25 protein-coding genes are annotated in these 21,605 nt (G+C 56.3%); 14 read left to right on the top strand and 11 right to left on the bottom strand.

Going from position 1 to position 21,605, the window contains the following annotated elements:
* The first annotated feature begins 3 nt into the window (after positions 1-3).
* The 4 genes from BMF08_RS14875 to gstA all read left to right on the top strand — a co-directional run bounded on the left by BMF08_RS14875 (position 4) and on the right by gstA (position 4,061).
* Entirely contained in the window at positions 4-702 is a 699-nt protein-coding gene (locus BMF08_RS14875; RefSeq protein WP_072568322.1) for an electron transport complex subunit E, read from the top strand.
* Positions 702-1,337, top strand: a complete 636-nt coding sequence (nth, locus tag BMF08_RS14870; protein WP_072568321.1) for an endonuclease III — start codon at positions 702-704, stop codon at positions 1,335-1,337. Before BMF08_RS14875 ends, nth begins: the two co-directional genes overlap by 1 nt.
* 519 nt (positions 1,338-1,856) lie before the next feature.
* Positions 1,857-3,359: a dipeptide/tripeptide permease DtpA gene (gene dtpA / locus BMF08_RS14860; protein WP_072568320.1), complete on the top strand. Its 1,503-nt coding sequence runs from the start codon at positions 1,857-1,859 to the stop codon at positions 3,357-3,359.
* Between the two features lie 99 nt (positions 3,360-3,458).
* Complete coding sequence (gene gstA / locus BMF08_RS14855) at positions 3,459-4,061, top strand: glutathione transferase GstA (RefSeq protein WP_072568319.1); 603 nt, start codon at positions 3,459-3,461, stop codon at positions 4,059-4,061.
* 84 nt (positions 4,062-4,145) lie between these two features.
* On the opposite strand, the gene tyrS is transcribed toward gstA, so the two are convergent.
* The 4 genes from tyrS to anmK all read right to left on the bottom strand — a co-directional run bounded on the left by tyrS (position 4,146) and on the right by anmK (position 7,818).
* On the bottom strand, positions 4,146-5,420 hold the full coding sequence (tyrS, locus tag BMF08_RS14850) for a tyrosine--tRNA ligase (protein ID WP_072568318.1): 1,275 nt from the start codon (positions 5,418-5,420) through the stop codon (positions 4,146-4,148).
* A gap of 124 nt (positions 5,421-5,544) precedes the next feature.
* The gene (gene pdxH / locus BMF08_RS14845) at positions 5,545-6,201 is read right to left on the bottom strand and encodes a pyridoxamine 5'-phosphate oxidase (protein ID WP_072568317.1); all 657 of its coding nucleotides are present in this window, start codon (positions 6,199-6,201) and stop codon (positions 5,545-5,547) included.
* 56 nt (positions 6,202-6,257) lie between these two features.
* The gene (gene mliC, locus BMF08_RS14840) at positions 6,258-6,581 is read right to left on the bottom strand and encodes a C-type lysozyme inhibitor (protein ID WP_072568316.1); all 324 of its coding nucleotides are present in this window, start codon (positions 6,579-6,581) and stop codon (positions 6,258-6,260) included.
* A gap of 103 nt (positions 6,582-6,684) precedes the next feature.
* A complete protein-coding gene (anmK, locus tag BMF08_RS14835; protein WP_072568315.1) occupies positions 6,685-7,818 on the bottom strand; it encodes an anhydro-N-acetylmuramic acid kinase in 1,134 nt (377 codons plus the stop codon).
* Positions 7,819-8,096: 278 nt separating this feature from the next.
* Here anmK and slyB point away from each other — a divergent pair, with 278 nt between their 5' ends.
* Positions 8,097-8,564, top strand: a complete 468-nt coding sequence (gene slyB / locus BMF08_RS14830) for an outer membrane lipoprotein SlyB (protein ID WP_072568314.1) — start codon at positions 8,097-8,099, stop codon at positions 8,562-8,564.
* A gap of 51 nt (positions 8,565-8,615) precedes the next feature.
* Here the strand turns inward: slyB and slyA are convergent, their stop codons facing one another.
* Positions 8,616-9,056, bottom strand: coding sequence for a transcriptional regulator SlyA (gene slyA / locus BMF08_RS14825; RefSeq protein WP_072568313.1), 441 nt, complete (start codon positions 9,054-9,056; stop codon positions 8,616-8,618).
* Between the two features lie 194 nt (positions 9,057-9,250).
* On the opposite strand from slyA, the gene BMF08_RS14820 reads away from it, so the two are divergent.
* The 3 genes from BMF08_RS14820 to BMF08_RS14810 are packed head-to-tail and all read left to right on the top strand — an operon-like array spanning position 9,251 to position 12,359.
* Positions 9,251-9,496 carry a DUF1656 domain-containing protein gene (locus BMF08_RS14820; protein WP_072568312.1) on the top strand — a complete coding sequence of 82 codons (246 nt, stop codon included), beginning with the start codon at positions 9,251-9,253 and terminating at the stop codon, positions 9,494-9,496.
* Positions 9,493-10,344 (top strand): efflux RND transporter periplasmic adaptor subunit, encoded by an 852-nt coding sequence (locus BMF08_RS14815; protein ID WP_072568311.1) that lies wholly within the window; start codon positions 9,493-9,495, stop codon positions 10,342-10,344. Before BMF08_RS14820 ends, BMF08_RS14815 begins: the two co-directional genes overlap by 4 nt.
* Positions 10,345-10,346: 2 nt before the next feature.
* Positions 10,347-12,359 (top strand): FUSC family protein, encoded by a 2,013-nt coding sequence (locus BMF08_RS14810; RefSeq protein ID WP_234007183.1) that lies wholly within the window; start codon positions 10,347-10,349, stop codon positions 12,357-12,359.
* Here BMF08_RS14810 and sodC read toward each other — a convergent pair.
* The 3 genes from sodC to BMF08_RS14795 all read right to left on the bottom strand — a co-directional run bounded on the left by sodC (position 12,352) and on the right by BMF08_RS14795 (position 14,139).
* A complete protein-coding gene (gene sodC, locus BMF08_RS14805; RefSeq protein ID WP_072568309.1) occupies positions 12,352-12,873 on the bottom strand; it encodes a superoxide dismutase [Cu-Zn] SodC in 522 nt (173 codons plus the stop codon). The genes BMF08_RS14810 and sodC overlap by 8 nt on opposite strands.
* 80 nt (positions 12,874-12,953) lie before the next feature.
* Positions 12,954-13,850, bottom strand: coding sequence for an aldo/keto reductase (locus BMF08_RS14800; protein WP_072568308.1), 897 nt, complete (start codon positions 13,848-13,850; stop codon positions 12,954-12,956).
* A gap of 49 nt (positions 13,851-13,899) precedes the next feature.
* A complete protein-coding gene (locus BMF08_RS14795; protein ID WP_072568307.1) occupies positions 13,900-14,139 on the bottom strand; it encodes a DUF1289 domain-containing protein in 240 nt (79 codons plus the stop codon).
* Between the two features lie 98 nt (positions 14,140-14,237).
* Between BMF08_RS14795 and BMF08_RS14790 the strand changes: the two genes are divergently transcribed.
* From BMF08_RS14790 to rnt, 4 genes are all read left to right on the top strand, one after another.
* On the top strand, positions 14,238-14,837 hold the full coding sequence (locus BMF08_RS14790; protein WP_072568306.1) for a TetR/AcrR family transcriptional regulator: 600 nt from the start codon (positions 14,238-14,240) through the stop codon (positions 14,835-14,837).
* Positions 14,838-14,890: 53 nt separating this feature from the next.
* Positions 14,891-15,985, top strand: a complete 1,095-nt coding sequence (locus tag BMF08_RS14785; RefSeq protein ID WP_072568305.1) for an alkene reductase — start codon at positions 14,891-14,893, stop codon at positions 15,983-15,985.
* 87 nt (positions 15,986-16,072) lie between these two features.
* On the top strand, positions 16,073-16,480 hold the full coding sequence (gloA, locus tag BMF08_RS14780; RefSeq protein WP_072568304.1) for a lactoylglutathione lyase: 408 nt from the start codon (positions 16,073-16,075) through the stop codon (positions 16,478-16,480).
* Positions 16,481-16,580: 100 nt separating this feature from the next.
* Positions 16,581-17,237, top strand: a complete 657-nt coding sequence (gene rnt / locus BMF08_RS14775) for a ribonuclease T (RefSeq protein WP_072568303.1) — start codon at positions 16,581-16,583, stop codon at positions 17,235-17,237.
* Positions 17,238-17,274: 37 nt separating this feature from the next.
* Here rnt and grxD read toward each other — a convergent pair whose 3' ends face one another.
* Complete coding sequence (grxD, locus tag BMF08_RS14770; RefSeq protein ID WP_072568302.1) at positions 17,275-17,622, bottom strand: monothiol glutaredoxin 4; 348 nt, start codon at positions 17,620-17,622, stop codon at positions 17,275-17,277.
* 328 nt (positions 17,623-17,950) lie between these two features.
* Between grxD and BMF08_RS14765 the strand changes: the two genes are divergently transcribed.
* Positions 17,951-18,793 (top strand): C40 family peptidase, encoded by an 843-nt coding sequence (locus tag BMF08_RS14765; protein ID WP_072568301.1) that lies wholly within the window; start codon positions 17,951-17,953, stop codon positions 18,791-18,793.
* Between the two features lie 53 nt (positions 18,794-18,846).
* Here BMF08_RS14765 and BMF08_RS14760 read toward each other — a convergent pair whose 3' ends face one another.
* Entirely contained in the window at positions 18,847-20,013 is a 1,167-nt protein-coding gene (locus BMF08_RS14760) for an MFS transporter (protein WP_072568300.1), read from the bottom strand.
* Positions 20,014-20,185: 172 nt separating this feature from the next.
* Positions 20,186-20,278, bottom strand: a complete 93-nt coding sequence (gene cydH / locus BMF08_RS21175; protein WP_199775924.1) for a cytochrome bd-I oxidase subunit CydH — start codon at positions 20,276-20,278, stop codon at positions 20,186-20,188.
* Between the two features lie 294 nt (positions 20,279-20,572).
* Here cydH and purR point away from each other — a divergent pair, with 294 nt between their 5' ends.
* Positions 20,573-21,598 (top strand): HTH-type transcriptional repressor PurR, encoded by a 1,026-nt coding sequence (gene purR, locus BMF08_RS14750; protein ID WP_072568299.1) that lies wholly within the window; start codon positions 20,573-20,575, stop codon positions 21,596-21,598.
* Positions 21,599-21,605: the final 7 nt, after the last annotated feature.

Here is a 21,605-nt window from a genome sequence, read left to right as displayed (position 1 = left end):
ACCATGAGCGAAGTCAAAGAGGTTATTGTTCAGGGGTTGTGGAAAAACAACTCCGCGCTGGTGCAACTGCTGGGGATGTGTCCGCTGCTGGCGGTGACCTCTACCGCCACCAACGCGCTGGGACTGGGGCTGGCCACCACCCTGGTGCTGACGCTGACTAACCTGTCCATTTCCGCCTTGCGCCGCTGGACGCCGTCAGAGATCCGTATTCCCATTTACGTGATGATTATCGCCTCTGTGGTGAGCGTGGTGCAGATGCTGATCAACGCCTATGCGTTTGGCCTGTACCAGTCGCTGGGGATCTTTATTCCGCTGATCGTCACCAACTGTATCGTGGTGGGTCGGGCAGAAGCTTTTGCGGCGAAGAAAGGCCCGGCGCTGTCGGCGCTGGACGGCTTTGCCATCGGCATGGGCGCAACCGGCGCGATGTTTGTGCTGGGATCGATGCGTGAAATCCTCGGTAACGGCACCCTGTTTGACGGCGCGGATGCGCTGCTGGGTGGCTGGGCCAAGGCGCTGCGCATTGAAGTCTTCCACACCGATTCCCCTTTCCTGCTGGCGATGCTGCCACCCGGCGCCTTTATTGGCCTCGGCATGATGCTGGCGGTTAAATACCTGATTGATGAACGCAGTAAAAAACGCCGCGCGGCGGCGGTGGCAACCTCCGACGCGCTGCCGGACGTAACGCCAGAGAAGGCATAATGAACAACGTTAAACGAAGGGAAATCCTTACGCGCTTGCGGGATAACAATCCGCATCCGACCACCGAGCTTAACTTCAGCTCCCCCTTTGAGCTGCTGATTGCGGTATTGCTGTCGGCGCAGGCCACCGATGTCAGCGTCAATAAAGCCACCGCCAGACTCTACCCGGTGGCGAATACGCCGCAGGCGATGCTGGAGTTGGGCGTCGAGGGGGTAAAGTCGTACATCAAGACCATCGGCCTGTTTAACAGCAAGGCGGAAAACGTTATCAAAACCTGCCGCATGCTGATCGAGCTGCACGGCGGCGAAGTGCCGGAAGATCGCGCCTCGCTGGAAGCACTGCCGGGCGTCGGACGTAAAACCGCGAACGTGGTGCTGAACACCGCTTTCGGCTGGCCGACCATTGCCGTGGATACGCATATTTTCCGGGTCTGCAATCGTACGCGTTTCGCGCCCGGCAAGAACGTAGAGCAAGTTGAAGAAAGCCTGCTGAAGGTGGTGCCCGCTGAGTTTAAAGTGGACTGTCATCACTGGCTGATCCTGCATGGCCGCTATACCTGTATCGCCCGCAAGCCTCGCTGCGGCTCCTGCCTGATTGAAGATCTCTGCGAATATAAAGAAAAAGTCTACGAGTAGCGCCGCGCTTAGCGGATCCGCAGGCGCTTATTCCATCGGAATGCGCCTGAATGTTTTTTTAGCGCAAAAAATTACTACAACCCACACCGCCGGATGCATTTTTTTCAGTTTGTTAAAATATTGTATTTTTCGGCAAAGTTACGCCTTGTATCAAAGAGGCTTTTTTTCAACCAGCAACAGATAAAACCAGTCAATTCTGTAATACTGGACTAATTCGCTAAGTTTTTCGCCCGATGGCAGAATATATCGCCATATCCCGCTACCACCGCCCCCTTCGCAGAGTAAAAAACTATGTTTTATTCCATAGTGAAATTTAACGCTAAATAACATTTAGCCGCTCCGAGTTTTATCCCGCCCTGTTTATATGTAACAGACTATTACAAAGGTATTGCCTGGAAGCCCCGGATAGGGAACATTACCTGCCGTTTTCCCCTCCCACTATAACTATAAGCGCGATGATCTCTGGACATGGCGCACTGAACACCCCCGTTAATATGGGTTGTAAAAAAAGAGGTATATGTGTCGACTGCAAACAAAAAACCAGCAGATAACGTAAGTATGAACGCGTTCAAACAACCGAAAGCGTTTTATCTGATCTTCTCTATCGAATTATGGGAACGCTTCGGCTTCTACGGTCTGCAAGGCATCATGGCCGTCTACCTGGTAAAACAACTGGGTATGTCCGAATCTGATTCCATTACGCTGTTCTCTTCCTTCAGCGCCCTCGTGTACGGTCTGGTTGCCATCGGCGGCTGGCTCGGAGACAAAGTGCTGGGTACCAAGCGTGTGATTATGCTCGGCGCTATTGTGCTGGCGATTGGTTATGCCCTGGTGGCATGGTCCGGTCACGACGCGGCGGTGGTTTATATGGGTATGGCGACCATTGCGGTGGGTAACGGCCTGTTTAAGGCGAACCCGTCTTCCCTGCTGTCCACCTGCTACTCGAAAGACGATCCGCGTCTGGACGGTGCATTCACCATGTATTACATGGCGGTAAATATCGGCTCCTTCTTCTCCATGCTGGCGACCCCGTGGCTTGCCGCGAAGTTCGGCTGGAGCGTGGCTTTTGCCCTGAGCGTGGTGGGTATGCTGATCACCGTGGTGAACTTCGCGTTCTGCCAGCGCTGGGTGAAACAGTATGGCTCTAAACCAGACTTTGAACCGCTGCGTGTGGGTAGCCTGCTGCTGACCATCGTCGGTATCGTTGTACTGGTGACCATCGCCACCTGGCTGTTGCATAACCAGGGTATCGCTCGTATGGTGCTGGGCGTCGTCGCGCTGGGCATTATCGTTATCTTCGCGAAAGAAACCTTCTCCATGCAGGGTGCGGCACGTCGTAAAATGATCGTCGCCTTCATTCTGATGTTGCAGGCGATCGTGTTCTTCGTGCTGTACAGCCAGATGCCGACCTCGCTGAACTTCTTCGCTATCCGTAACGTTGAGCATGCCATTCTGGGTATCAATTTCGAGCCGGAGCAGTTCCAGGCGCTGAACCCGTTCTGGATCATCATTGGCAGCCCAATCCTTGCGGCCATCTATAACAAGATGGGCGACAACCTGCCGATGCCGCACAAGTTCGCCATTGGTATGGTGCTGTGCTCCGCGGCCTTCCTGATCCTGCCGCTGGGTACTAAATTCGCTACCGACGCGGGTATCGTTTCCGTTAACTGGCTGATCATGAGCTACGCCTTCCAGAGTATCGGCGAGCTGATGATTTCCGGTCTGGGTCTGGCAATGGTGGCGCAGCTGGTGCCGCAACGTCTGATGGGCTTCATCATGGGTAGCTGGTTCCTGACCACCGCCGGTGCTAACCTGATCGCCGGTTATGTGGCTAACCTGATGGCGATCCCGGAAGGGGTGACCGATCCGCTGATGTCCCTGAACGTCTACGGCAGCGTGTTCCTGAAAATTGGTATCGCCACCGCAATCATGGCTGCGCTGATGGTGCTGATGGCGCCGAAACTGAACCGTATGGCGCAGGATGATGTAAAACCTGACGCTCCGGAAATCGCGAAAGCGTAATCGCTTCGGGAAACGCAAATTAAACCGCTGGCATAGTGTCAGCGGTTTTTTTTTGAGGTTTAACGTACACTTGAGTTTCTATAACAACAGGAGTGATCAATGAAATTGTTCTATAAACCGGGCGCCTGCTCGCTTGCCCCACATATTATTCTGCGTGAAACCGGTAAGGATTTTACGCTGGAAGCGGTCGATCTGATGACCAAACGCCTCAGCGACGGCAGCGATTATCTTGCCATTAACCCGAAAGGCCAGGTGCCGGCGCTGCAACTGGACGACGGCACGCTGATCACCGAATCCGTCGTGATTATGCAGTATCTGGCGGACAGCGCGCCGCAGAAAAATCTGCTGGCCCCGACGGGCGATCTGTCGCGTTATAAAACGCTGGAGTGGCTGAACTATATCGCCACCGAACTGCACAAAGGCTTTACGCCGCTGTTCCGCCCGGATACGCCGGACGAGTACAAACCAGTGGCGCGTGCGTTGCTGGAGAAGAAACTGACCTTCGTAAACGGCGAGCTGGCGTCACGGGAATTTATTGCAGGCGATCATTTCACCATTGCCGATGCGTATCTCTATAACGTGCTGCGCTGGGCGCGGGCGGTGAAACTGGAAATGAGCAGCCTGAGCCATCTCGACGCCTTTGTGGCGCGTGTGGCGGCGCGTGAGAGCGTGATCGCCGCACAGGGAGCAGAAGGGTTATAACTTTTCGCCGGGCGCGCGCCGCGCTTACCCGACCTGCAAATAAAAAAGGGAGTGATTTCTCACTCCCTTTTTAACCTTTAAGACTTACTTCCAGCACACCAGGCAGTAGTTCTTCTTACCACGACGCAGCAGCGTATAGCGCCCGAACAGACGATCGCTGTCGGTGAAGGTATATTCCGGATCGGCCTGTTTTTCACCGTTGATGGTCACCGCATTAGAGGCGATAGTTTTACGCGCCTGGCCGCGGGACGGTTGCAGCCCGGAATCCACCAGCGCCTGCATCAGATCCGCGCCTTTTTCCATCTCGACCATCGGCACGCCATCCTGCGCCAGCTGTTCGAAATCGGCTTCGCTCAGATCGCTCAGGGTGCCGTTAAACAGGCTGGCGGTGATGCGTTTTGCCGCTTCCAGCCCTTCTTCGCCGTGCACCAGACGCGTCACCTGATCGGCCAGCACATACTGGGCGCGCGGCGCTTTACCGCTGTTCTTGTCTTCTTCTTCCAGCGCGTTGATCTCTTCCAGATCCATAAAGGTGAAGAATTTCAGGAAGCGATAGACATCGGCGTCGGCAGTGTTGATCCAGAACTGGTAGAATTTGTACGGACTGGTTTTCTTCGGATCGAGCCATACCGCGCCGCCTTCGGTTTTACCGAATTTGGTGCCGTCAGCTTTGGTGATCAGCGGAACGGTCAGACCGAATACCTGTTTCTGATGCATACGCCGCGTCAGATCGATACCGGAGGTGATGTTGCCCCACTGGTCAGAGCCGCCGATTTGCAGCGAGACATTGTGCAATTTGTTCAGACAGGCGAAGTCGTAGCCCTGCAACAGGTTGTAGGAAAACTCGGTGAAGGAGATGCCCTGGTCGTCGCGGTTCAGACGCTGTTTCACCGCTTCTTTGTTAATCATCTGGTTAACAGAGAAGTGTTTACCAATATCGCGCAGGAAGGTCAGCACGTTCATGTTGCCGAACCAGTCATAGTTGTTCGCCGCGATAGCGGAATTGTCGCCGCAGTCGAAATCGAGGAAAGGCGCAACCTGGCGGCGGATTTTATCCACCCACTCCTGCACGGTGTCTTCGGTATTGAGTTTACGCTCGGCGGCTTTGAAGCTCGGATCGCCAATCAGACCCGTTGCCCCGCCCACCAGCGCGACTGGCTTATGCCCGGCCTGCTGGAACCGTTTCAGGCATAACAAAGGAACCAGATGCCCCAAATGCAAGCTATCAGCGGTAGGATCGAAGCCGCAATACAGCGCGATCGGACCTTGCGCCAGCAGCGAGGCTAACGCCTCTTCATCCGTCACCTGGGCGACCAGGCCCCGCTCTTGCAATTGTTTAATCAAGTTACTGCTTGCCATCAAATTCTCCATTTAAAACGACTGCACCTCTGCCGGTACACGGCCTTTCGCCAGTTACGAAAAGAGACATAGAATAAAGCGCCGGAAACAGGAGCACCAGCGCTTAACACAACATTTTTAGCGATCAGGGCGCGAGACGGTCAATTTTCCAGGCGTCATTTTCCCGCTGGTATAAAAAACGATCATGCAGACGATGCGCGCCGCCCTGCCAGAATTCCATCTGCTCGATGCTGATGCGGAAACCGCCCCAGAAGCTCGGCAGCGGCACTTCTCCCTGCTGAAATTTCTGCTTCAGTTCCAGAAACTTGCTTTCGAGGATGCCCCGGGCGGAAATGCGGGTGGACTGCTGCGAAACCCAGGCGCCGATCTGACTGTCGCGGGGGCGGCTGTGGAAATACTTCACCACTTCCAGCGTCGACAGGCGTTCGGCTTTGCCGGTGACCATCACCTGACGCTCAAGCATATGCCAGGGAAAAAGTAAGTTTACGCGGGGATTGCGTTCGATATGCTGCGCCTTGCGGCTGCCGAGGTTGGTATAAAACACGAAGCCTTTTTCGTCATAGTGTTTCAGCAACACAATGCGCTGGTAAGGCTGCCCGTTTTCATCGACGGTGGCTACCACCATGGCGGTGGGATCGGCCAGTTTTGCTTCGCAGGCCTGGCCCAGCCAGCGCTCAAACAGCGCTATCGGTTCAGCGGGGAGATCGTTGCGGCGTAAACCGCCTTTGGTGTATTCACGGCGCAGATGCGCGATATGTTGCAGTTCATCGTGGTCTGACATGGCATTCGCTACGTTGTGATCGGGTGGCGCTATTGTGCGCCGCCCGGCTGGAAATCTCAACGTTGCGGGTTTTGTAGCTGGCAGTTCTCCAGTACCACGCGATCGCGATGATACACGGTGGCGCTGTCGCCCTTCGACCAGAACACGTAGATCCCATCGGTGTAACGCGCGCCGGAGGCCGACAGGCCCTGCGTCAGGATAAGCGGTTTGTTATCCAGCACAAAACTCACTTCCTGGCGGGGATGATTCAGCTTCACAGTCAGCGGTTTTTCTTCACACTGATATTCCAGCGTATCGGTGTTCATGCGATCGACAAACTGGTTATAGGTACTACATCCTGCCAGCAGCACTGGCACACATGCGATTAACAGTTTTTTCATTCACCTGTCCCATAGACTTTCCCGGTCTGAGAGGGTTGCACCCTCTCGCTTTACCGCACCAGTCTACCGGCCAGAGGCGTGCCGCGGAGTCAGGAAACTCTGATTATGCCCGCGTGCGGGGTGGATGGCGGGGATTCGCCGGGAATATCGCCCCCAGTACGCTGGCGGCGGACGCGCCGGTCACCGACGGCAGATTGCCCGGTAAGCCCGCCACGGTGCGCCATGCCAGCCAGGCGAAGGCCAGCGCTTCCATGTCGTCACCACTGATCCCTGCTTCATCGGTGGTGGAGACTTCAATACCCGGCAGCAGCGCGGCCAGCCGCGCCATCAGCAGCGGATTACGGCCACCGCCGCCGCACACCAGCAGCCGCTCTGCGCCACCGCTCAGTTGTACCTGTTCGGCAATGGTGATCGCCGTCAGCTCGACCAGCGTGGCCTGCACATCAGCGCCCGCCACGCCCGGGAAATGCGCCAGGTGGCGTTCCAGCCAGCCGTAGTTGAAATACTCCCGCCCGGTGCTTTTCGGCGCGGGGGCGGAAAAATAGGCATCGCGTTGCATATTTTGCAGCAATGGCAGGATCACATTGCCTGTGCTGGCCCACTGTGCGTCTTTATCATAGGGCTTACCTTTTTGCCGCCAGATCCAGGCATCCATCAGCATATTGCCCGGCCCGGTGTCGTAACCGCGCACCGGCTGCCCCGGAAACAGCAACGAGAGATTGGCGATGCCACCAATGTTCAGCACCATGCGGCGTTCTGTGGGATGCGCGAGCAACGCGTGATGAAAGGCGGGCACCAGCGGCGCGCCCTGCCCGCCCAGCGCCATATCCCGGCGGCGAAAATCGCCCACCACGGTCACGCCGGTACGGGCGACGATTTGATTGTTGTCGCCGATTTGCAGCGTATGCGGCGCTTCCCCTTGCGGCTCGTGCCACACGGTTTGTCCGTGACAGCCAATCGCCACCACATCTTCCGGGCGCAGCTGCTCCTGGACCATCAGTGCCTGCACCGCCTCTGCAAAGAGTTTGCCGAGCTGCGTATCCAGCTGCCCGAACTGCGACAGCGTAAGCTGCTGCCCCTGGCAGATGTTCAGGATCGCCTCCTTAAGCGGAACGGGAATGGGCCAGGTCAGGCTCGCCTGCTGCGCCACCATCCGGTCATCAATGGCCGCAAGGACCACGTCCACCCCGTCCAGGCTGGTTCCCGACATAACGCCAATGTAGCGACCTGATTTCATACGCCTTCCTGTTTGCGTGCGGATAAAAGTTAACAGACATAACACTCCACCATAAAGTGACCGCTAATACCATGAAGTCTTATGTCTTTTTGTGTATAGGCGTTATCGTCAGGGGACATTTGACGTTACACTTGTTTCGTTTAGACGAAGTTAAGCGGGCCAAAGGTACAATATTTACCGCGAGCTGGCAGAAGTTGTGTCCTCAATGGCTAAATGCCATATAATTTAGTTATACGGATGCTCACCTGAGCGTTTCTTGTTGGACAGGAGATTCATAAATGATGTTACGTGTAATGGCCGTTTCGCTGATTGGTTTCACTCTTGCAGGTTGCGTGAACAACGATAGCCTTTCAGGAGACGTTTATACGGCATCCGAAGCCAAGCAGGTACAGAGTGTGACCTACGGTACCGTGGTAAACGTACGTCCGGTGCAGATCCAGGGCGGCGATGATTCTAACGTTATCGGCGCGTTAGGCGGCGCGGTGCTGGGTGGTTTCCTGGGTAACACCGTCGGCGGCGGCACAGGTCGTTCACTGGCTACGGCGGCGGGCGCGGTCGCTGGTGGCGTGGCGGGACAGGGCGTGCAGGGTTCCATGAACAAAACCCAGGGCGTAGAGCTGGAAATCCGTAAAGACGACGGCAACAGCATTATCGTGGTGCAGAAACAGGGTAATTCCCGCTTCTCGCCAGGCCAGCGTGTCGCTCTGGCAACCAACGGCGGCCAGGTAACGGCGTCTCCGCGTTAATTCATACGCGGCCAGGTAATAAAAAAGCCCTGCTATGCAGGGCTTTTATCATTAATCACGCGTATGTAATTCAATAATATTTTGCTCAAGCCGGGCGATAAGACTGATAAGCTGCGTCAATTCTTCTTCCGAAATCCCCGACAGTATTTCACCGCGAGTCTTTCTGATCACCGTTTCCATTTCATCTATAATGGGAGTGGCTTTCTCTGTGAGCTTGATACGTTTTGCACGACGGTCACTGGCGCAGGTCTGACGGGATATAAGCCCTTTGTCTTCCAGCTGATCCAGCGTACGCACCAGCGAAGGCTGTTCAATGCCGATCGCTTTTGCCAGTTGAATTTGCGACTGCTCGGGAGGTAACTGGTGAATATTATGCAGCGTTACCCAGTGAGTCTGCGTTAATTCCAGAGGTTTGAGGCGATGGTCAATTAAAGCACGCCAGATGCGCACTAAACGTGCCAGATCAGAACCTAATGGCGATTCCAATTTCATCTCCTTATAATTAGCTTGCTAAGTTATTATACTGATTTTAGAATAGTGTGCAGCATTTATATTGGTAAAACAAATGTAAAGCTTTAGCGTATTTTCCTATAGTGTTGTTTTTAAAAGCTTGTTAACCAGACGCTATTGTTACTTTTTTGTATAACCCGGGTTTACCCCCTTCACTTTGCACAGGATCCCTGCCCGTGACGCTCAGATTCATCACCTCTGGCCTGCCCCTCCAGGATCTGATTGTCGGCGCATCCGTTTATTTCCCGCCGTTGTTTTATGCCGTCGCGCTTGGTTTCTTTCTCTGGCTAATCGCCCATCGCCTGCTGCGCGGCTGGATCTATGCCGGTGATATCTGGCATCCGCTGCTGATGGATCTCTCTTTATTTGTGATTTCAGTGGCGCTGGCTCAGGCTCTGTTGATTGCGTGGACGTCGTTATGAAAACCTTAAAATACTTCTCCACGCTGCTGGTGCTTGCCCTCGCCATCACTGCCGGGATCTGGCTGTGGAATTATTACATGCAGTCGCCCTGGACGCGGGACGGCAAGATCCGCGCCGAACAGGTCAGCGTTACACCGCAGGTGTCCGGCAGCATCACGACGCTGAAGGTGCGGGATAATCAGTTTGTGCATGCCGGCGAAGTGCTGTTCCGCATCGACGACACGCCCTACCGCATCGCCATTTTAAACGCCGAAGCGCAACTGGCCCGCGCGCAGACGGAACTGGCAAAAGCCAATAACGAAGCCAGCCGCCGCCGACATCTGCCTCATAACTATATTTCCGCCGAAGATCTGGATACCGCCAATATCAATGTCAAAGCCATGCAGGCTGACGTCGCGGCGGCGCAGGCCGAGCTTGCGCAGGCGCAATGGCAGCAACAGCAAACGACGGTCACCTCGCCGGTTGACGGCTGGGTGACCAATCTTTCCGCCCGCGTGGGTAATTACGCCACCGCCGGACAGCCGGTATTCGCGGTAGTGGACAGCCACTCGTTTTATGTCATCGGCTATTTCGAAGAGACCAAACTTCGCCATATCCGCGAGGGAATGCCCGCCAGCGTGGTGCTCTACAGCAGCGATCAAAAGTTACAGGGTCACGTATCCAGTATTGGTCGCGCCATCTACGATCAGAGCGTGGAGAGCGACAGCGGTCTGGTGGCCGATGTGAAACCGAACGTGCCCTGGGTACGACTGGCCCAGCGGGTGCCGGTGCGCATTGAATTCGATGCGCCGCCGCAGGGCCTGACGCTGGTGTCCGGCACCACCTGTACCGTGGCAATCGGACGCTGACGGTGCGGCTGCTTCAGGCGCTGCCGTGGTTTAAGGCCACCCGTGCGCAATGGCGCTATGGCCTGCGCAATGGTATCGCCATGTGTCTGGCGCTCAGCGTCGCCTATACGCTTAATCTCGACGAACCTTACTGGGCGATGACCTCTGCGGCGGTCGTCAGCTTTCCTACCGTCGGCGGGGTGATCAGCAAAAGCCTTGGCCGCATCGCCGGAAGCCTGCTCGGGGCCGTGGCCGCGCTGCTGATCGCCGGTCATACCCTTAACGATCCCTGGCTGTTTTTATTCGCCATGGCGGGCTGGATCGGCTACTGCACCTGGGCCTGCGCGCACTACAGCAATAACGTGGCCTATGCCTTTCAGCTGGCGGGTTATACCGCGGCGATCATCGCCTTTCCGGTGATAAATATCAGCGAAACCGGCGAGCTGTGGGACATCGCCCAGTCGCGGGTCTGCGAGGTGATCGTGGGGATCCTGTCGGGGGGCATGATGATGATGATCCTGCCGAGCGCCCCGGATGGCACGGCGCTGCTCAGCGCGCTGAAAAACAGGCAAGCCCGCCTGCTGGAACACGCCGCCTTAATCTGGCAGCCGGACACCAGCGACGCCATTCGCGCCGCCCATGAAAATGTCATCGGCCAGATCCTCACCCTCAACCTGCTGCGCATTCAGGCGTTCTGGAGCCACTACCGCTTTCGCCAGCAAAACGCCCTGCTCAACTATTTACTGCATCAACAGCTACGCATGACCAGCGTGATCTCAAGCCTGCGGCGTCTGCTGCTGAACTGGCCCGACGCGCCGGCCGCCACCCGTCCAGTGCTGGAACAGCTGCTCGCCGCCCTCGGGCGTCCGGATGCGGATTTTTATGCCGTGGCGCGCATTATCGCCCCGCTTGCGCCGCGGGATGATGCCGATTACCGCCACCGCGCCTTCTGGGACAGGCTGCGCTATTTTTGCCGCTTGCACTTAGCCAGCAGTCGCTGGATCCAGCGGCTGGAACATGCCCGCCCCGTCACCGCTTTCACCGTGCCGCGTGCGCCAGCGCTGGCCCGTCATACCGATAATCTGGAAGCCGTCTGGAGCGGGCTGCGCACCTTTGCCACCCTGGTGGCGATTGGTGCATGGGCTATCGGCGCGCAGTGGGAGGCGGGCGCCTCGGCGCTGACGCTGGCGGCCATCAGCTGCGTGCTCTATTCCGCCGTTGCCTCGCCTTTCAGCTCCCTGACGCTGCTGATGCGCACGCTGCTTTTACTGTCGCTGTTCAGCTTTGCGGTGAAGTTTGGCCTGATGGTGCAAATTTCGGAGCTTTGGCAGTTTTTACTTTTTCTGTTTCCGCTGCTGACCACCATGCAACTGCTGAAGCTGCAAATGGCGAAATACGCCGGTCTGTGGGGGCAATTGATTGTCTTTATGGGATCGTTTATTTCCGTCACTAATCCACCGGTGTATGACTTCGCGGATTTTCTGAATGACGATCTGGGGAAATTACTCGGCGTGGGCATGGCGTGGCTGGCATTCGCGGTGCTGCGTCCCGGATCGGACGCCCGTAAAAGCCATCGTCATATTCGCGCCCTGCGCCTGCGGTTTATCGATCAGCTAAGCCGTCGGCCGCACTACCGCGAAAGTGAGTTCGAGTCGCTGGTTTATCATCACGTCAGCCAGCTCAGCCAGAGTAAAGACGCGCAGTCCAGGCGCTGGCTGTTGCGCTGGGGCGTGGTGCTGCTTAACTGTACGCATGTGGTGTGGCAGCTGCGCGACTGGGAAACCCGCTCCGATCCGCTATCGCGGGTGCGGGATCGCTGTCTTGCGCTGCTGCGTGACGTGATGAGTGAAAAAGGCGTGCGGCATGTTTCGCTGGGGATAACGCTGGAGGAGCTACAGCGCATCTGCGATACGCTGGCCCGGCATCACCAGCCTGCTGCGCGGGAACTGGCCTCCATTGTCTGGCGGCTCTATTGCGCGCTCCTGCAACTTGAACAGGCCCCGGCAGCAGGCGTGGTACCTTCAGAGATTACTTGATGACACCACAGGCGTAACGGGCTCCGCCACCGCCCAGGGGCTCCGGCGAGTCGGACATATTATCGCCGCCAACGTGGATCATCAGCGCTTTGTCTTTCACTTCATCAAGTTTTTTCAGCCGTGGCGCCACCACCGCGTCGGTGGCCTTGCCGTCATTGTTGACCACCAGCACCGGCAGATCGCCGGTATGCCCTTTACCTTCCGGGCCTTCATGCTTGCCGGTATCGTGCGGATCGAGGTGGCCGCCTGCGGCTTCTGCCGCCACTGCTTTACCGTCTTTTATGGCCGGTTCGCAGGAGCCTTTGGCATGCACATGGAAACCGTGCTCGCCGGGCGGCAGGGCTTTAAGATTGGGGGCAAATTCCAGCCCTTTATCGGTTTCACTGATTTTAACTGTACCAATGGACTGACCGATGCCCCCGGAGGTGACGAGGTTCATCGTAACTTCCTGGCTGGCAGCCTGCGCGCCTGCGCAGACGGACAGAGCCAGCATCGCGAGACAAAAACGCTTCATATAACCTCCCTTGATCAGATTTACCCCTGAAGTGTAAACCAGGGGTAAGGATCTCACTGGAAAGTCAGGTTATTCCGTGATCAGGGAACGTCGTAGCCCAGCGCCGCTTTACGGATACGGAACCACTGCTGGCGGCTGAGCTGGATGTTTTCGGCCTCAATAGCCGCCCGTACGCGCTCAATTTTACCGGAGCCGATAATCGGCAGCGGCTGTGACGGCAGACGCAGAACCCACGCATAGACCACCTGCTCAATGCTGGCGGCATTCACTTCCTGGGCGATCTGCGCCAGTTCATCCCGCAGCGGCTGGAAAGCGTCGTCATTAAACAGACGACCGCCGCCGAGGCAGGACCACGCCATCGGACGCACGCGCAGTTGCTGGAGCTGGTCGAGGGTGCCGTCAAGGATCAGCGGCTGATGCACCGGTGAAATTTCAACCTGGTTGGTGGCGAGGGTAAACGGCAGACGGGACTGCAACAGCGCGAACTGCGCCGGGGTAAAGTTTGACACGCCGAAATGACGCACTTTGCCGCTCTGGTGCAGATGCAGGAAGGCTTCCGCCACGTCATCCGCATCCATCAATGGATCAGGTCGGTGGATCAGCAGCAAATCAAGATGATCGACAGCCAGATTGCGCAGCGACTGTTCGGCGCTGGCGATGATATGACTTTTATCGGTGATGTAATGACCGAGCGCATTTTCCGCGCGGGCGGTGGTGGCGATGCCGCACTTGGACACCACTTCCATGCGGGCGCGCAGATGCGGGGCCAGCTTTAAGGCTTCACCAAAGGCCGCTTCGCACTGATAACCGCCATAAATATCGGCGTGATCGACAGTGGTCACGCCCAGATCCAGATGTTCTTCAATGAAGCTCACCAGCTGGCGCGCAGACATATTCCAGTCCATCAGACGCCAGTAGCCCATTACGAAACGTGAAAATTCCGGGCCTTGCGGCGCAAGGGTAATACGCTGAACCATAACCGCTTCCTCTTTAATTAATGTGCTCTGAGTATACGCATATGCACGATTAAAAAAGTGAAGGTTGTTGCGGTTCCTCCGGCGCATCCGGTTTGTTTGCGCGTAATTTACGCAGCAGACGCTGGCGGCACAGGCGCAACACCGTCTGCTTTTGCGTATCGCTCATGTTTTGCCAGTTAAAACGTTCTTCCCGCGTTCGCATACAGCCGCGGCAAAACCCGCGCTCGTCCGTCTGACAAATGCCCCGACACGGACTCTGGATCGGGAAAAACTCAAGTTGCTCTGCCACGCCCGGCCTCCGGTTTAGGGTTTATTACATTGAAGACGCCACCGGAGCATTTCGCAAATCGTCTTGCATTAGACCGAACGGTCTATTACAGTGACGTCATGAACAGACACACTGAACATGATACCCGCGAACATCTGCTGGCCACCGGCGAGCAGTTATGTATGCACCGTGGCTTCACCGGCATGGGATTAAGCGAACTGCTGAAAACGGCGGAAGTGCCCAAGGGTTCGTTTTATCACTATTTCCGCTCGAAAGAAGCCTTCGGCGTCGCGCTGCTGGAGCGTCATTACGCAAATTACCATGCGCGGCTGGCGCAGCATTTTGCCAGCAGTGAAGGTAATTACCGTGACCGCGTGCTGGCCTATTATGAATATACGCTGGAGCAGTTTCGTCAGCAGGGCATTATCAGCGGTTGTCTGACGGTGAAGCTGTCTGCAGAAGTGTGCGATCTGTCAGAGGATATGCGCACCGCCATGAATAATGGCGCAACCCAGGTGATCGCTCTGATTGCGGATGCGCTGGAAAAAGGCCGTGGTGAGCGCAGCCTCGATTTTCCCGGCGATGCGCAGACGCAGGCTCAGGTGCTCTATTCCCTGTGGCTGGGGGCGAATCTGCAGGCCAAGATGTCACGCAGCGCCGTGCCGCTGGAAAGCGCGCTGGCGCATGCCCGATTTGTTATCGCAGCGCCTGCACAATAACAGGCGTTTTTATTTCTACTTTTACTAGTCGACCGGTCTATTCAGGAGCAGTTATGTCTAAGTCGTTATTTACCCCGTTGAAAGTGGGTGCCATTACCGTACCGAACCGTGTATTTATGGCTCCGTTGACGCGCCTGCGCAGCATTGAGCCAGGTGACATTCCGACCCCGCTGATGGGCGAATATTACCGCCAGCGCGCCAGCGCCGGTCTTATCATCAGCGAAGCGACGCAGATTTCCGCCCAGGCAAAAGGCTATGCGGGCGCGCCGGGGCTGCACAGCCCGGAGCAGATTGCCGCATGGAAAAAAATCACCGCTGGCGTGCACGCTGAAAATGGCCATATGGCCGTACAGCTGTGGCACACCGGTCGTATCTCCCACACCAGCCTGCAACCGGGCGGTCAGGCGCCGGTCGCGCCCTCTGCCATCGCAGCGGGTACCCGTACTTCCCTGCGTGATGCCAATGGCAACGCCATCCGCGAAGAAACCTCCGTGCCGCGCGCGCTGGAAATCGATGAAATTCCGGGCATCGTGAACGATTTCCGCCAGGCTGTCGCCAACGCCCGCGAAGCCGGTTTTGATCTGGTCGAACTGCATGCCGCCCACGGTTACCTGCTGCACCAGTTCCTGTCCCCTTCCGCTAACCAGCGTACCGATGAGTACGGCGGCAGCGTGGAAAACCGCGCCCGTCTGGTGCTGGAAGTGGTGGATGCGGTCTGTAACGAGTGGGGCGCAGACCGCATTGGTATTCGCGTCTCGCCAATCGGTACCTTCCAGAACACCGACAATGGCCCGAACGAAGAAGCCGATGCGCTGTATCTGATCGAAGAGCTGGCCCGTCGCGGCATCGCTTACCTGCACATGTCTGAGCCGGACTGGGCGGGCGGCGCGCCTTATACCGAAGCCTTCCGTGAAAAAATGCGCGCCCGTTTCCACGGCCCGATTATCGGCGCCGGGGCTTACACGCCGGAGAAAGCCGAAGATCTGATCGGCAAAGGGCTTATCGATGCGGTGGCCTTTGGTCGTGACTATATCGCCAACCCGGATCTGGTTGAGCGCCTGGAACGCAAAGCGGAACTGAACCCGCAGCGCCCGGAAAGCTTCTACGGCGGCGGCGCGGAAGGTTACACCGACTACCCTACTCTGTGATCCGTTGATTGATAGCGGCGACACTCCGCCGCTATACTGCATAAAGCTTTACGACCGGAACGCAAAACAACTGATTAAGAGGATATTATGCGCTTACTTCACACCATGCTGCGTGTTGGCGATCTGCAACGCTCCATCGACTTCTACACCAACGTGCTGGGCATGACGCTGCTGCGTACCAGTGAAAATACCGAATACAAATACTCGCTGGCATTTGTGGGCTACGGCCCGGAAAGCGACGAAGCGGTTATCGAACTGACCTACAACTGGGGCGTCGACAGCTATGAGCTGGGCACCGCTTACGGTCATATCGCGCTGGAAGTGGATAACGCGGCTGAAGCCTGCGAACGTATCCGTCAGAATGGCGGCAATGTTACCCGTGAAGCTGGCCCGGTTAAAGGCGGCACCACGGTTATCGCCTTCGTTGAAGATCCGGACGGTTATAAAATCGAACTGATCGAAGCCAAAGACGCCGGTCGCGGTCTGGGCAACTGATCCCCCACGGGCGCGCCGCGCCCGTTCTTTCTGCGCGGTATAATCCTTGCGTAAAATTTGCCATAATGCGCGCTGCAATTTTCCGTCTTAAGAGATCCTGATGTCCGATAACGCTCAACTCACCGGTCTGTGCGGCCGATTTCGTGGTTTTTACCCTGTTGTTATTGATGTGGAAACCGCCGGGTTTAACGCCAAAACCGATGCGCTGCTCGAAGTTGCCGCCATTACCTTAAAAATGGACGATGAGGGCTGGCTGATGCCGGACAGCACGCTGCACTTTCACGTTGAGCCGTTCGAAGGAGCAAATCTGCAACCTGAAGCGCTGGCGTTCAACGGTATCGATCCTGCTAACCCGCTGCGCGGGGCGATCAGTGAGCACGATGCGCTGCATGCGATTTTCAAAATGGTGCGCAAAGGCATTAAAGACAGCGGCTGTAGCCGCGCGATCATGGTGGCCCACAATGCGACCTTCGATCACAGCTTTATGATGGCCGCCGCCGCGCGCGCCTCGCTGAAACGCAACCCTTTCCATCCGTTTGTGACCTTTGACACCGCCTCACTGAGCGGTCTGGCGCTGGGACAGACGGTACTTTCCAAAGCCTGCGCCGCCGCCGGTCTGGATTTCGACAGCACCCAGGCCCACTCTGCCCTTTATGATACTGAGCAAACCGCCCTGCTGTTCTGCGAGATCGTTAACCGCTGGAAGCGGCTGGGCGGCTGGCCGATGGCGATGCCTGGCGACGAAAATCAGCCATAAAAAAAAGCACCCGAGGGTGCTTTTTTATTGCCTGCGCTTATTCAGCCCCCGGCTCTTCGGTTTTGTACTTCGCGGCGGTTTCTTTGATCAGCGGCTGAAGTTCTCCGCGCTGGTACATCTCAATGATGATGTCGCAGCCGCCTACCAGCTCGCCATCCACCCACAGCTGCGGGAAGGTCGGCCAGTTGGCGTATTTCGGCAGCTCGGCGCGGATGTCCGGGTTCTGCAGAATATCAACATAAGCAAAGCGTTCGCCACAGGCGGAAAGCGCCTGAACTGCCTGGGCAGAGAAGCCGCAGCTTGGCAGCTTAGGGGAACCTTTCATGTACAGCAGGATCGGGTTTTCAGCGATTTGACGCTGGATTTTTTCGATGGTCTCGCTCATTGTCTTGCTTCCTTAACTTCTTCTACGACAGTCGTCTTATTGTAGCGGTTCAGACAACCCACGGAAAATAACATTTTGTTCACCACGCGTTATATTATCGTCTGTCGGATAAAGATGCCTTAAGAATATCAGTTTGCGCGAAACGATTCGCTCATGCCTTAACCGTTTCCTTCCCTGAATTGCTGCTTTTTTTTGCGCTTGTTAACGAAACAGCGCAAGGATGCAAAAAGGCTCTTACCTTTTTAGCATTTTATGCTTTAGAATCGACGAGTTTTGAAAATCACACGCACGCATGATTTCATGCCTGCCCGAATCAGGGGATTGCTCAGTGGCGCGGATAAATAAAGTCTCGATCACGCTCTGTGCTTTGGTTTTTGCTTCGCTGACGTTTGCGCCATTAAGCCAGGCGTCTGAACAGGCACGGCCCTCTGCCGTGCAAAAAACGCATCTGGCGAAAACCAGCGACCGTAAGAAGCAAAGCACGACCCAAAAGACAACAAAGAAAAGCAGTGGCAACAGTAAAAAAATAGCTAAAAAAGCATCCAGCAGTTCCGCCAGTCAAAAAACCTCCAGCAGAACAAAACGCGTCTCATCCGGTACTAAAACCAGCAGCCTCGCCTCACGCAAAAGCAAATCCAGCCCGGGGAAAATTGCCGCCGTTACCTTTACGGAAAAGTGCACCACCCGCAAAGGCCGCAAGCAGCACTGCGTGAAAGTGAAAAGCAGCAAGCCGGTTACCCTGGCAGACGCGCATAAAGTGCGCATTAAAAAGGCCCAGACGGCGGCGTTATCGACATTAATGAATCAGATCGGCAAACCCTATCACTGGGGCGGCACCTCGCCGCGTACCGGCTTTGATTGCAGCGGGCTGGTGTATTACGCCTATAAAGATCTGGTGAAGTTCCGCATCCCGCGCACCGCCAATGAAATGTATCACCTGCGTGATGCCTCGCCGGTCAACCCGGGCGAGCTGGAACGGGGCGATCTGGTGTTCTTCCGCACGCAGGGTCGCGGCACCGCCGATCACGTGGGCGTCTACGTTGGCAATGGCAAATTCATCCAGTCGCCGCGCAGTGGTCAGGATATTCAAATCACTTCCCTTAGCGAAGATTACTGGCAGCGTCATTATGTGGGCGCGCGCCGGGTGATGACGCCGAAAAACGTCCGCTAAAAAAAACACCCTGCCGGACTGGCAGGGTGTTTTTCTTTTTTACTCAGTAACGATCAGTTCGCCACGCATTCCCGGCGGGCATCGGCGCGCCCGGAAAACAGCACCAGCAGCAACGCCAGCGCCGCAATAACAGCGCCCATCACCGGCACAACGGCGTAGCCTAATCCTGCGGAGATCACCGCGCCGCCTGCCGCCGCGCCCAGCGCATTGCCGAGGTTAAAAGCGCCGATATTCACGGACGAAGACAGCCCCGGCGCTTCATGAGCGACACGCATTACGCGCATCTGCAATGGCGGCACCACCGCGAACGTTGCGGCGCCCCACACTACCATCGCCACGGCCGCGCCGATATCGCTTTTCACCAGCAGCGGGATCGCCAGCATGATCACCATCAGCAGCAACAGAAAGCCTTTCAGCGTGCCGCTGACGGAACGATCGGCAAACTTGCCGCCCAGGTAATTGCCCAGCGAGAAGCCCACGCCGATCAGCACCAGCATTGCGGTGACAAAGAATGGCGTGGCGTGATTCAGCTCCTGCAACACCGGCGAGATATAGGTATAAAGGGTGAACATCGCCCCGGCGCCCAGCACGGTGGTCAGCAGCGCCGATAAAACCTGCGGGCGCATCAGCACCGCCAGCTCCTGGCGCACATTCGGACGCACGCCCGCGCTGCCCTTCGGCAGGGAGAAGAACAGGCTTAACATCGACACCACGCCAAGACCTGCGGTGGCGAGGAAGGACATCCGCCAGCCGATGGTTTCCCCAAGCCAGGTGGCCGCTGGAACGCCGCCGATATTGGCGATGGTCAGTCCCATAAACATGGTCGCCACGGCGCTGGCCTGTTTATGTTTCGGTACCACGCTTGCGGCCACCACTGAACCCAGGCCAAAGAAGGCGCCGTGGTTAAGACTGGTGATAATGCGCGATAACAGCAGCGTGGTGTAATCCGGCGCAATGGCCGACAGTACATTACCGAGGGTGAAAATCGCCATCAGGAAGATCAGCGCGTTACGACGGGCGCGATGCGACAGCAGCAGCGTCATCAGGGGGGCGCCCACCATCACGCCGATCGCATAGGCGCTGATCAGCATGCCGGCGGCAGGGATCGAGACGTCAACGCCACGGGCGATTACCGGCAGCAATCCCATGGGTGAAAATTCAGTTGTACCTATCCCAAAAGCCCCGATTGCCAGTGACAGCAGGGGAAAATTTATCTTCATTATTACATGACTCCAGTAATGCGATGGCGTACAGAGCGCCCCGCGGTGAAGTCAAAAGCATGACATTAATCACAAAAAAACAGAAGTTAATGAAGTGACAAAAGATTATTGCAAATTTGATAACAATCGGCGGGAATGAAAAAGAGAGGGAGAGCGCTCTCCCTGCTCTGGATCAATTAAAAGCGGCAGTCATTGCGCCAGCAACGATCAGGCTGAGCACGATTACGGTAGTAAACAGCGAATACTTCAGATTGCTATCCATCATTTTTTCTCCTTTGTTAACCCCCACAAAAAGTGAGATTGCTCATTTTTGCACAGTTAAACGCAAAAATCTTCTCTGTTTTAGATTGATAACCATTTTTAGACTTCCCCTTTTCATCAAGATCAGCCAGAATTCCACGCTAAATTTATTCGTGTACCGGCCACTGACCCCTCCTGACGTCCTGTGTTGTTTTCCCGGCGTATCGCAACCTGAAAATGTTGTGCGAAGGGTTTTTTAAGGCAAACGTTTACCTGTAGAAGTATCAGGAGTTTAAGATATGGTCTGGAGTGAGATCTAATGGCAACAATTAAAGATGTAGCGAAACGCGCAAACGTTTCCACTACAACCGTATCACATGTTATTAACAAAACCCGTTTTGTTGCGGAAGAAACGCGCAACGCGGTGTGGGCAGCCATCAAAGAGCTGCATTATTCCCCAAGCGCGGTGGCGCGCAGTCTGAAGGTTAACCATACCAAGTCGATTGGCTTGCTGGCGACCAGCAGCGAAGCGCCCTACTTCGCCGAAATCATTGAAGCTGTTGAGAAAAACTGCTTCCAGAAGGGCTATACCCTGATCCTCGGCAACGCCTGGAACAACCTGGAAAAGCAGCGCGCTTATCTGTCGATGATGGCGCAAAAGCGCGTCGACGGCCTGATGGTGATGTGTTCTGAATACCCGGACCCGCTGTTGCGCATGCTTGAAGAGTACCGTCATATCCCGATGGTGGTGATGGACTGGGGCGAAGCGAAAGCGGACTTTACCGATTCGGTGATCGATAACGCTTTTGAAGGCGGCTATATGGCGGGCCGTTATCTGATCGAACGTGGCCACCGTGAAATCGGCGTCATTCCGGGCCCGCTTGAGCGTAACACCGGCGCGGGCCGTCTGGCGGGCTTTATGAAAGCGATGGAAGAAGCGCTGATTAAGGTGCCGGAAAACTGGATCGTGCAGGGCGACTTTGAGCCGGAATCCGGCTACCGCGCCATGCAGCAGATCCTCTCCCAGCCGCATCGTCCGACCGCAGTCTTCTGCGGCGGCGACGTGATGGCGATGGGCGCGCTCTGCGGGGCTGATGAAATGGGTCTGCGCGTGCCGCAGGACGTGTCGCTGATTGGTTATGACAACGTGCGCAACGCGCGTTTCTTCACTCCGGCGCTGACCACCATTCACCAGCCGAAAGATTCGCTGGGCGAAACGGCCTTCAATATGCTGATGGACAGGATCGTCAGCAAGCGTGAAGAGTCGCAGTCCATTGAGGTGCACCCGCGTCTCATCGAACGCCGCTCGGTCGCCGACGGCCCGTTCCGCGACTACCGCCGTTAAGCCTGCC

Source organism: Enterobacter sp. SA187, from assembly GCF_001888805.2.
Taxonomy (GTDB): Bacteria; Pseudomonadota; Gammaproteobacteria; order Enterobacterales; family Enterobacteriaceae; genus Enterobacter_D.
The sequence above is the reverse complement of the archived record's forward strand: the minus strand, read 5'-3'. Positions and strand labels throughout refer to the sequence as shown.

What these genes read in the sequence shown, in the direction of transcription:
- BMF08_RS14875 (WP_072568322.1), top strand. Translation starts at nt 4, where the DNA reads ATGAGCGAAGTCAAAGAGGTTATTGTTCAGGGGTTGTGGAAAAACAAC.
- nth (WP_072568321.1), top strand. Translation starts at nt 702, where the DNA reads ATGAACAACGTTAAACGAAGGGAAATCCTTACGCGCTTGCGGGATAAC.
- gstA (WP_072568319.1), top strand. Translation starts at nt 3,459, where the DNA reads ATGAAATTGTTCTATAAACCGGGCGCCTGCTCGCTTGCCCCACATATT.
- tyrS (WP_072568318.1), bottom strand. Translation starts at nt 5,420, where the DNA reads ATGGCAAGCAGTAACTTGATTAAACAATTGCAAGAGCGGGGCCTGGTC.
- pdxH (WP_072568317.1), bottom strand. Translation starts at nt 6,201, where the DNA reads ATGTCAGACCACGATGAACTGCAACATATCGCGCATCTGCGCCGTGAA.
- mliC (WP_072568316.1), bottom strand. Translation starts at nt 6,581, where the DNA reads ATGAAAAAACTGTTAATCGCATGTGTGCCAGTGCTGCTGGCAGGATGT.
- anmK (WP_072568315.1), bottom strand. Translation starts at nt 7,818, where the DNA reads ATGAAATCAGGTCGCTACATTGGCGTTATGTCGGGAACCAGCCTGGAC.
- slyB (WP_072568314.1), top strand. Translation starts at nt 8,097, where the DNA reads ATGATGTTACGTGTAATGGCCGTTTCGCTGATTGGTTTCACTCTTGCA.
- slyA (WP_072568313.1), bottom strand. Translation starts at nt 9,056, where the DNA reads ATGAAATTGGAATCGCCATTAGGTTCTGATCTGGCACGTTTAGTGCGC.
- BMF08_RS14815 (WP_072568311.1), top strand. Translation starts at nt 9,493, where the DNA reads ATGAAAACCTTAAAATACTTCTCCACGCTGCTGGTGCTTGCCCTCGCC.
- sodC (WP_072568309.1), bottom strand. Translation starts at nt 12,873, where the DNA reads ATGAAGCGTTTTTGTCTCGCGATGCTGGCTCTGTCCGTCTGCGCAGGC.
- BMF08_RS14800 (WP_072568308.1), bottom strand. Translation starts at nt 13,850, where the DNA reads ATGGTTCAGCGTATTACCCTTGCGCCGCAAGGCCCGGAATTTTCACGT.
- BMF08_RS14790 (WP_072568306.1), top strand. Translation starts at nt 14,238, where the DNA reads ATGAACAGACACACTGAACATGATACCCGCGAACATCTGCTGGCCACC.
- BMF08_RS14785 (WP_072568305.1), top strand. Translation starts at nt 14,891, where the DNA reads ATGTCTAAGTCGTTATTTACCCCGTTGAAAGTGGGTGCCATTACCGTA.
- gloA (WP_072568304.1), top strand. Translation starts at nt 16,073, where the DNA reads ATGCGCTTACTTCACACCATGCTGCGTGTTGGCGATCTGCAACGCTCC.
- rnt (WP_072568303.1), top strand. Translation starts at nt 16,581, where the DNA reads ATGTCCGATAACGCTCAACTCACCGGTCTGTGCGGCCGATTTCGTGGT.
- grxD (WP_072568302.1), bottom strand. Translation starts at nt 17,622, where the DNA reads ATGAGCGAGACCATCGAAAAAATCCAGCGTCAAATCGCTGAAAACCCG.
- BMF08_RS14760 (WP_072568300.1), bottom strand. Translation starts at nt 20,013, where the DNA reads ATGAAGATAAATTTTCCCCTGCTGTCACTGGCAATCGGGGCTTTTGGG.
- cydH (WP_199775924.1), bottom strand. Translation starts at nt 20,278, where the DNA reads ATGATGGATAGCAATCTGAAGTATTCGCTGTTTACTACCGTAATCGTG.
- purR (WP_072568299.1), top strand. Translation starts at nt 20,573, where the DNA reads ATGGCAACAATTAAAGATGTAGCGAAACGCGCAAACGTTTCCACTACA.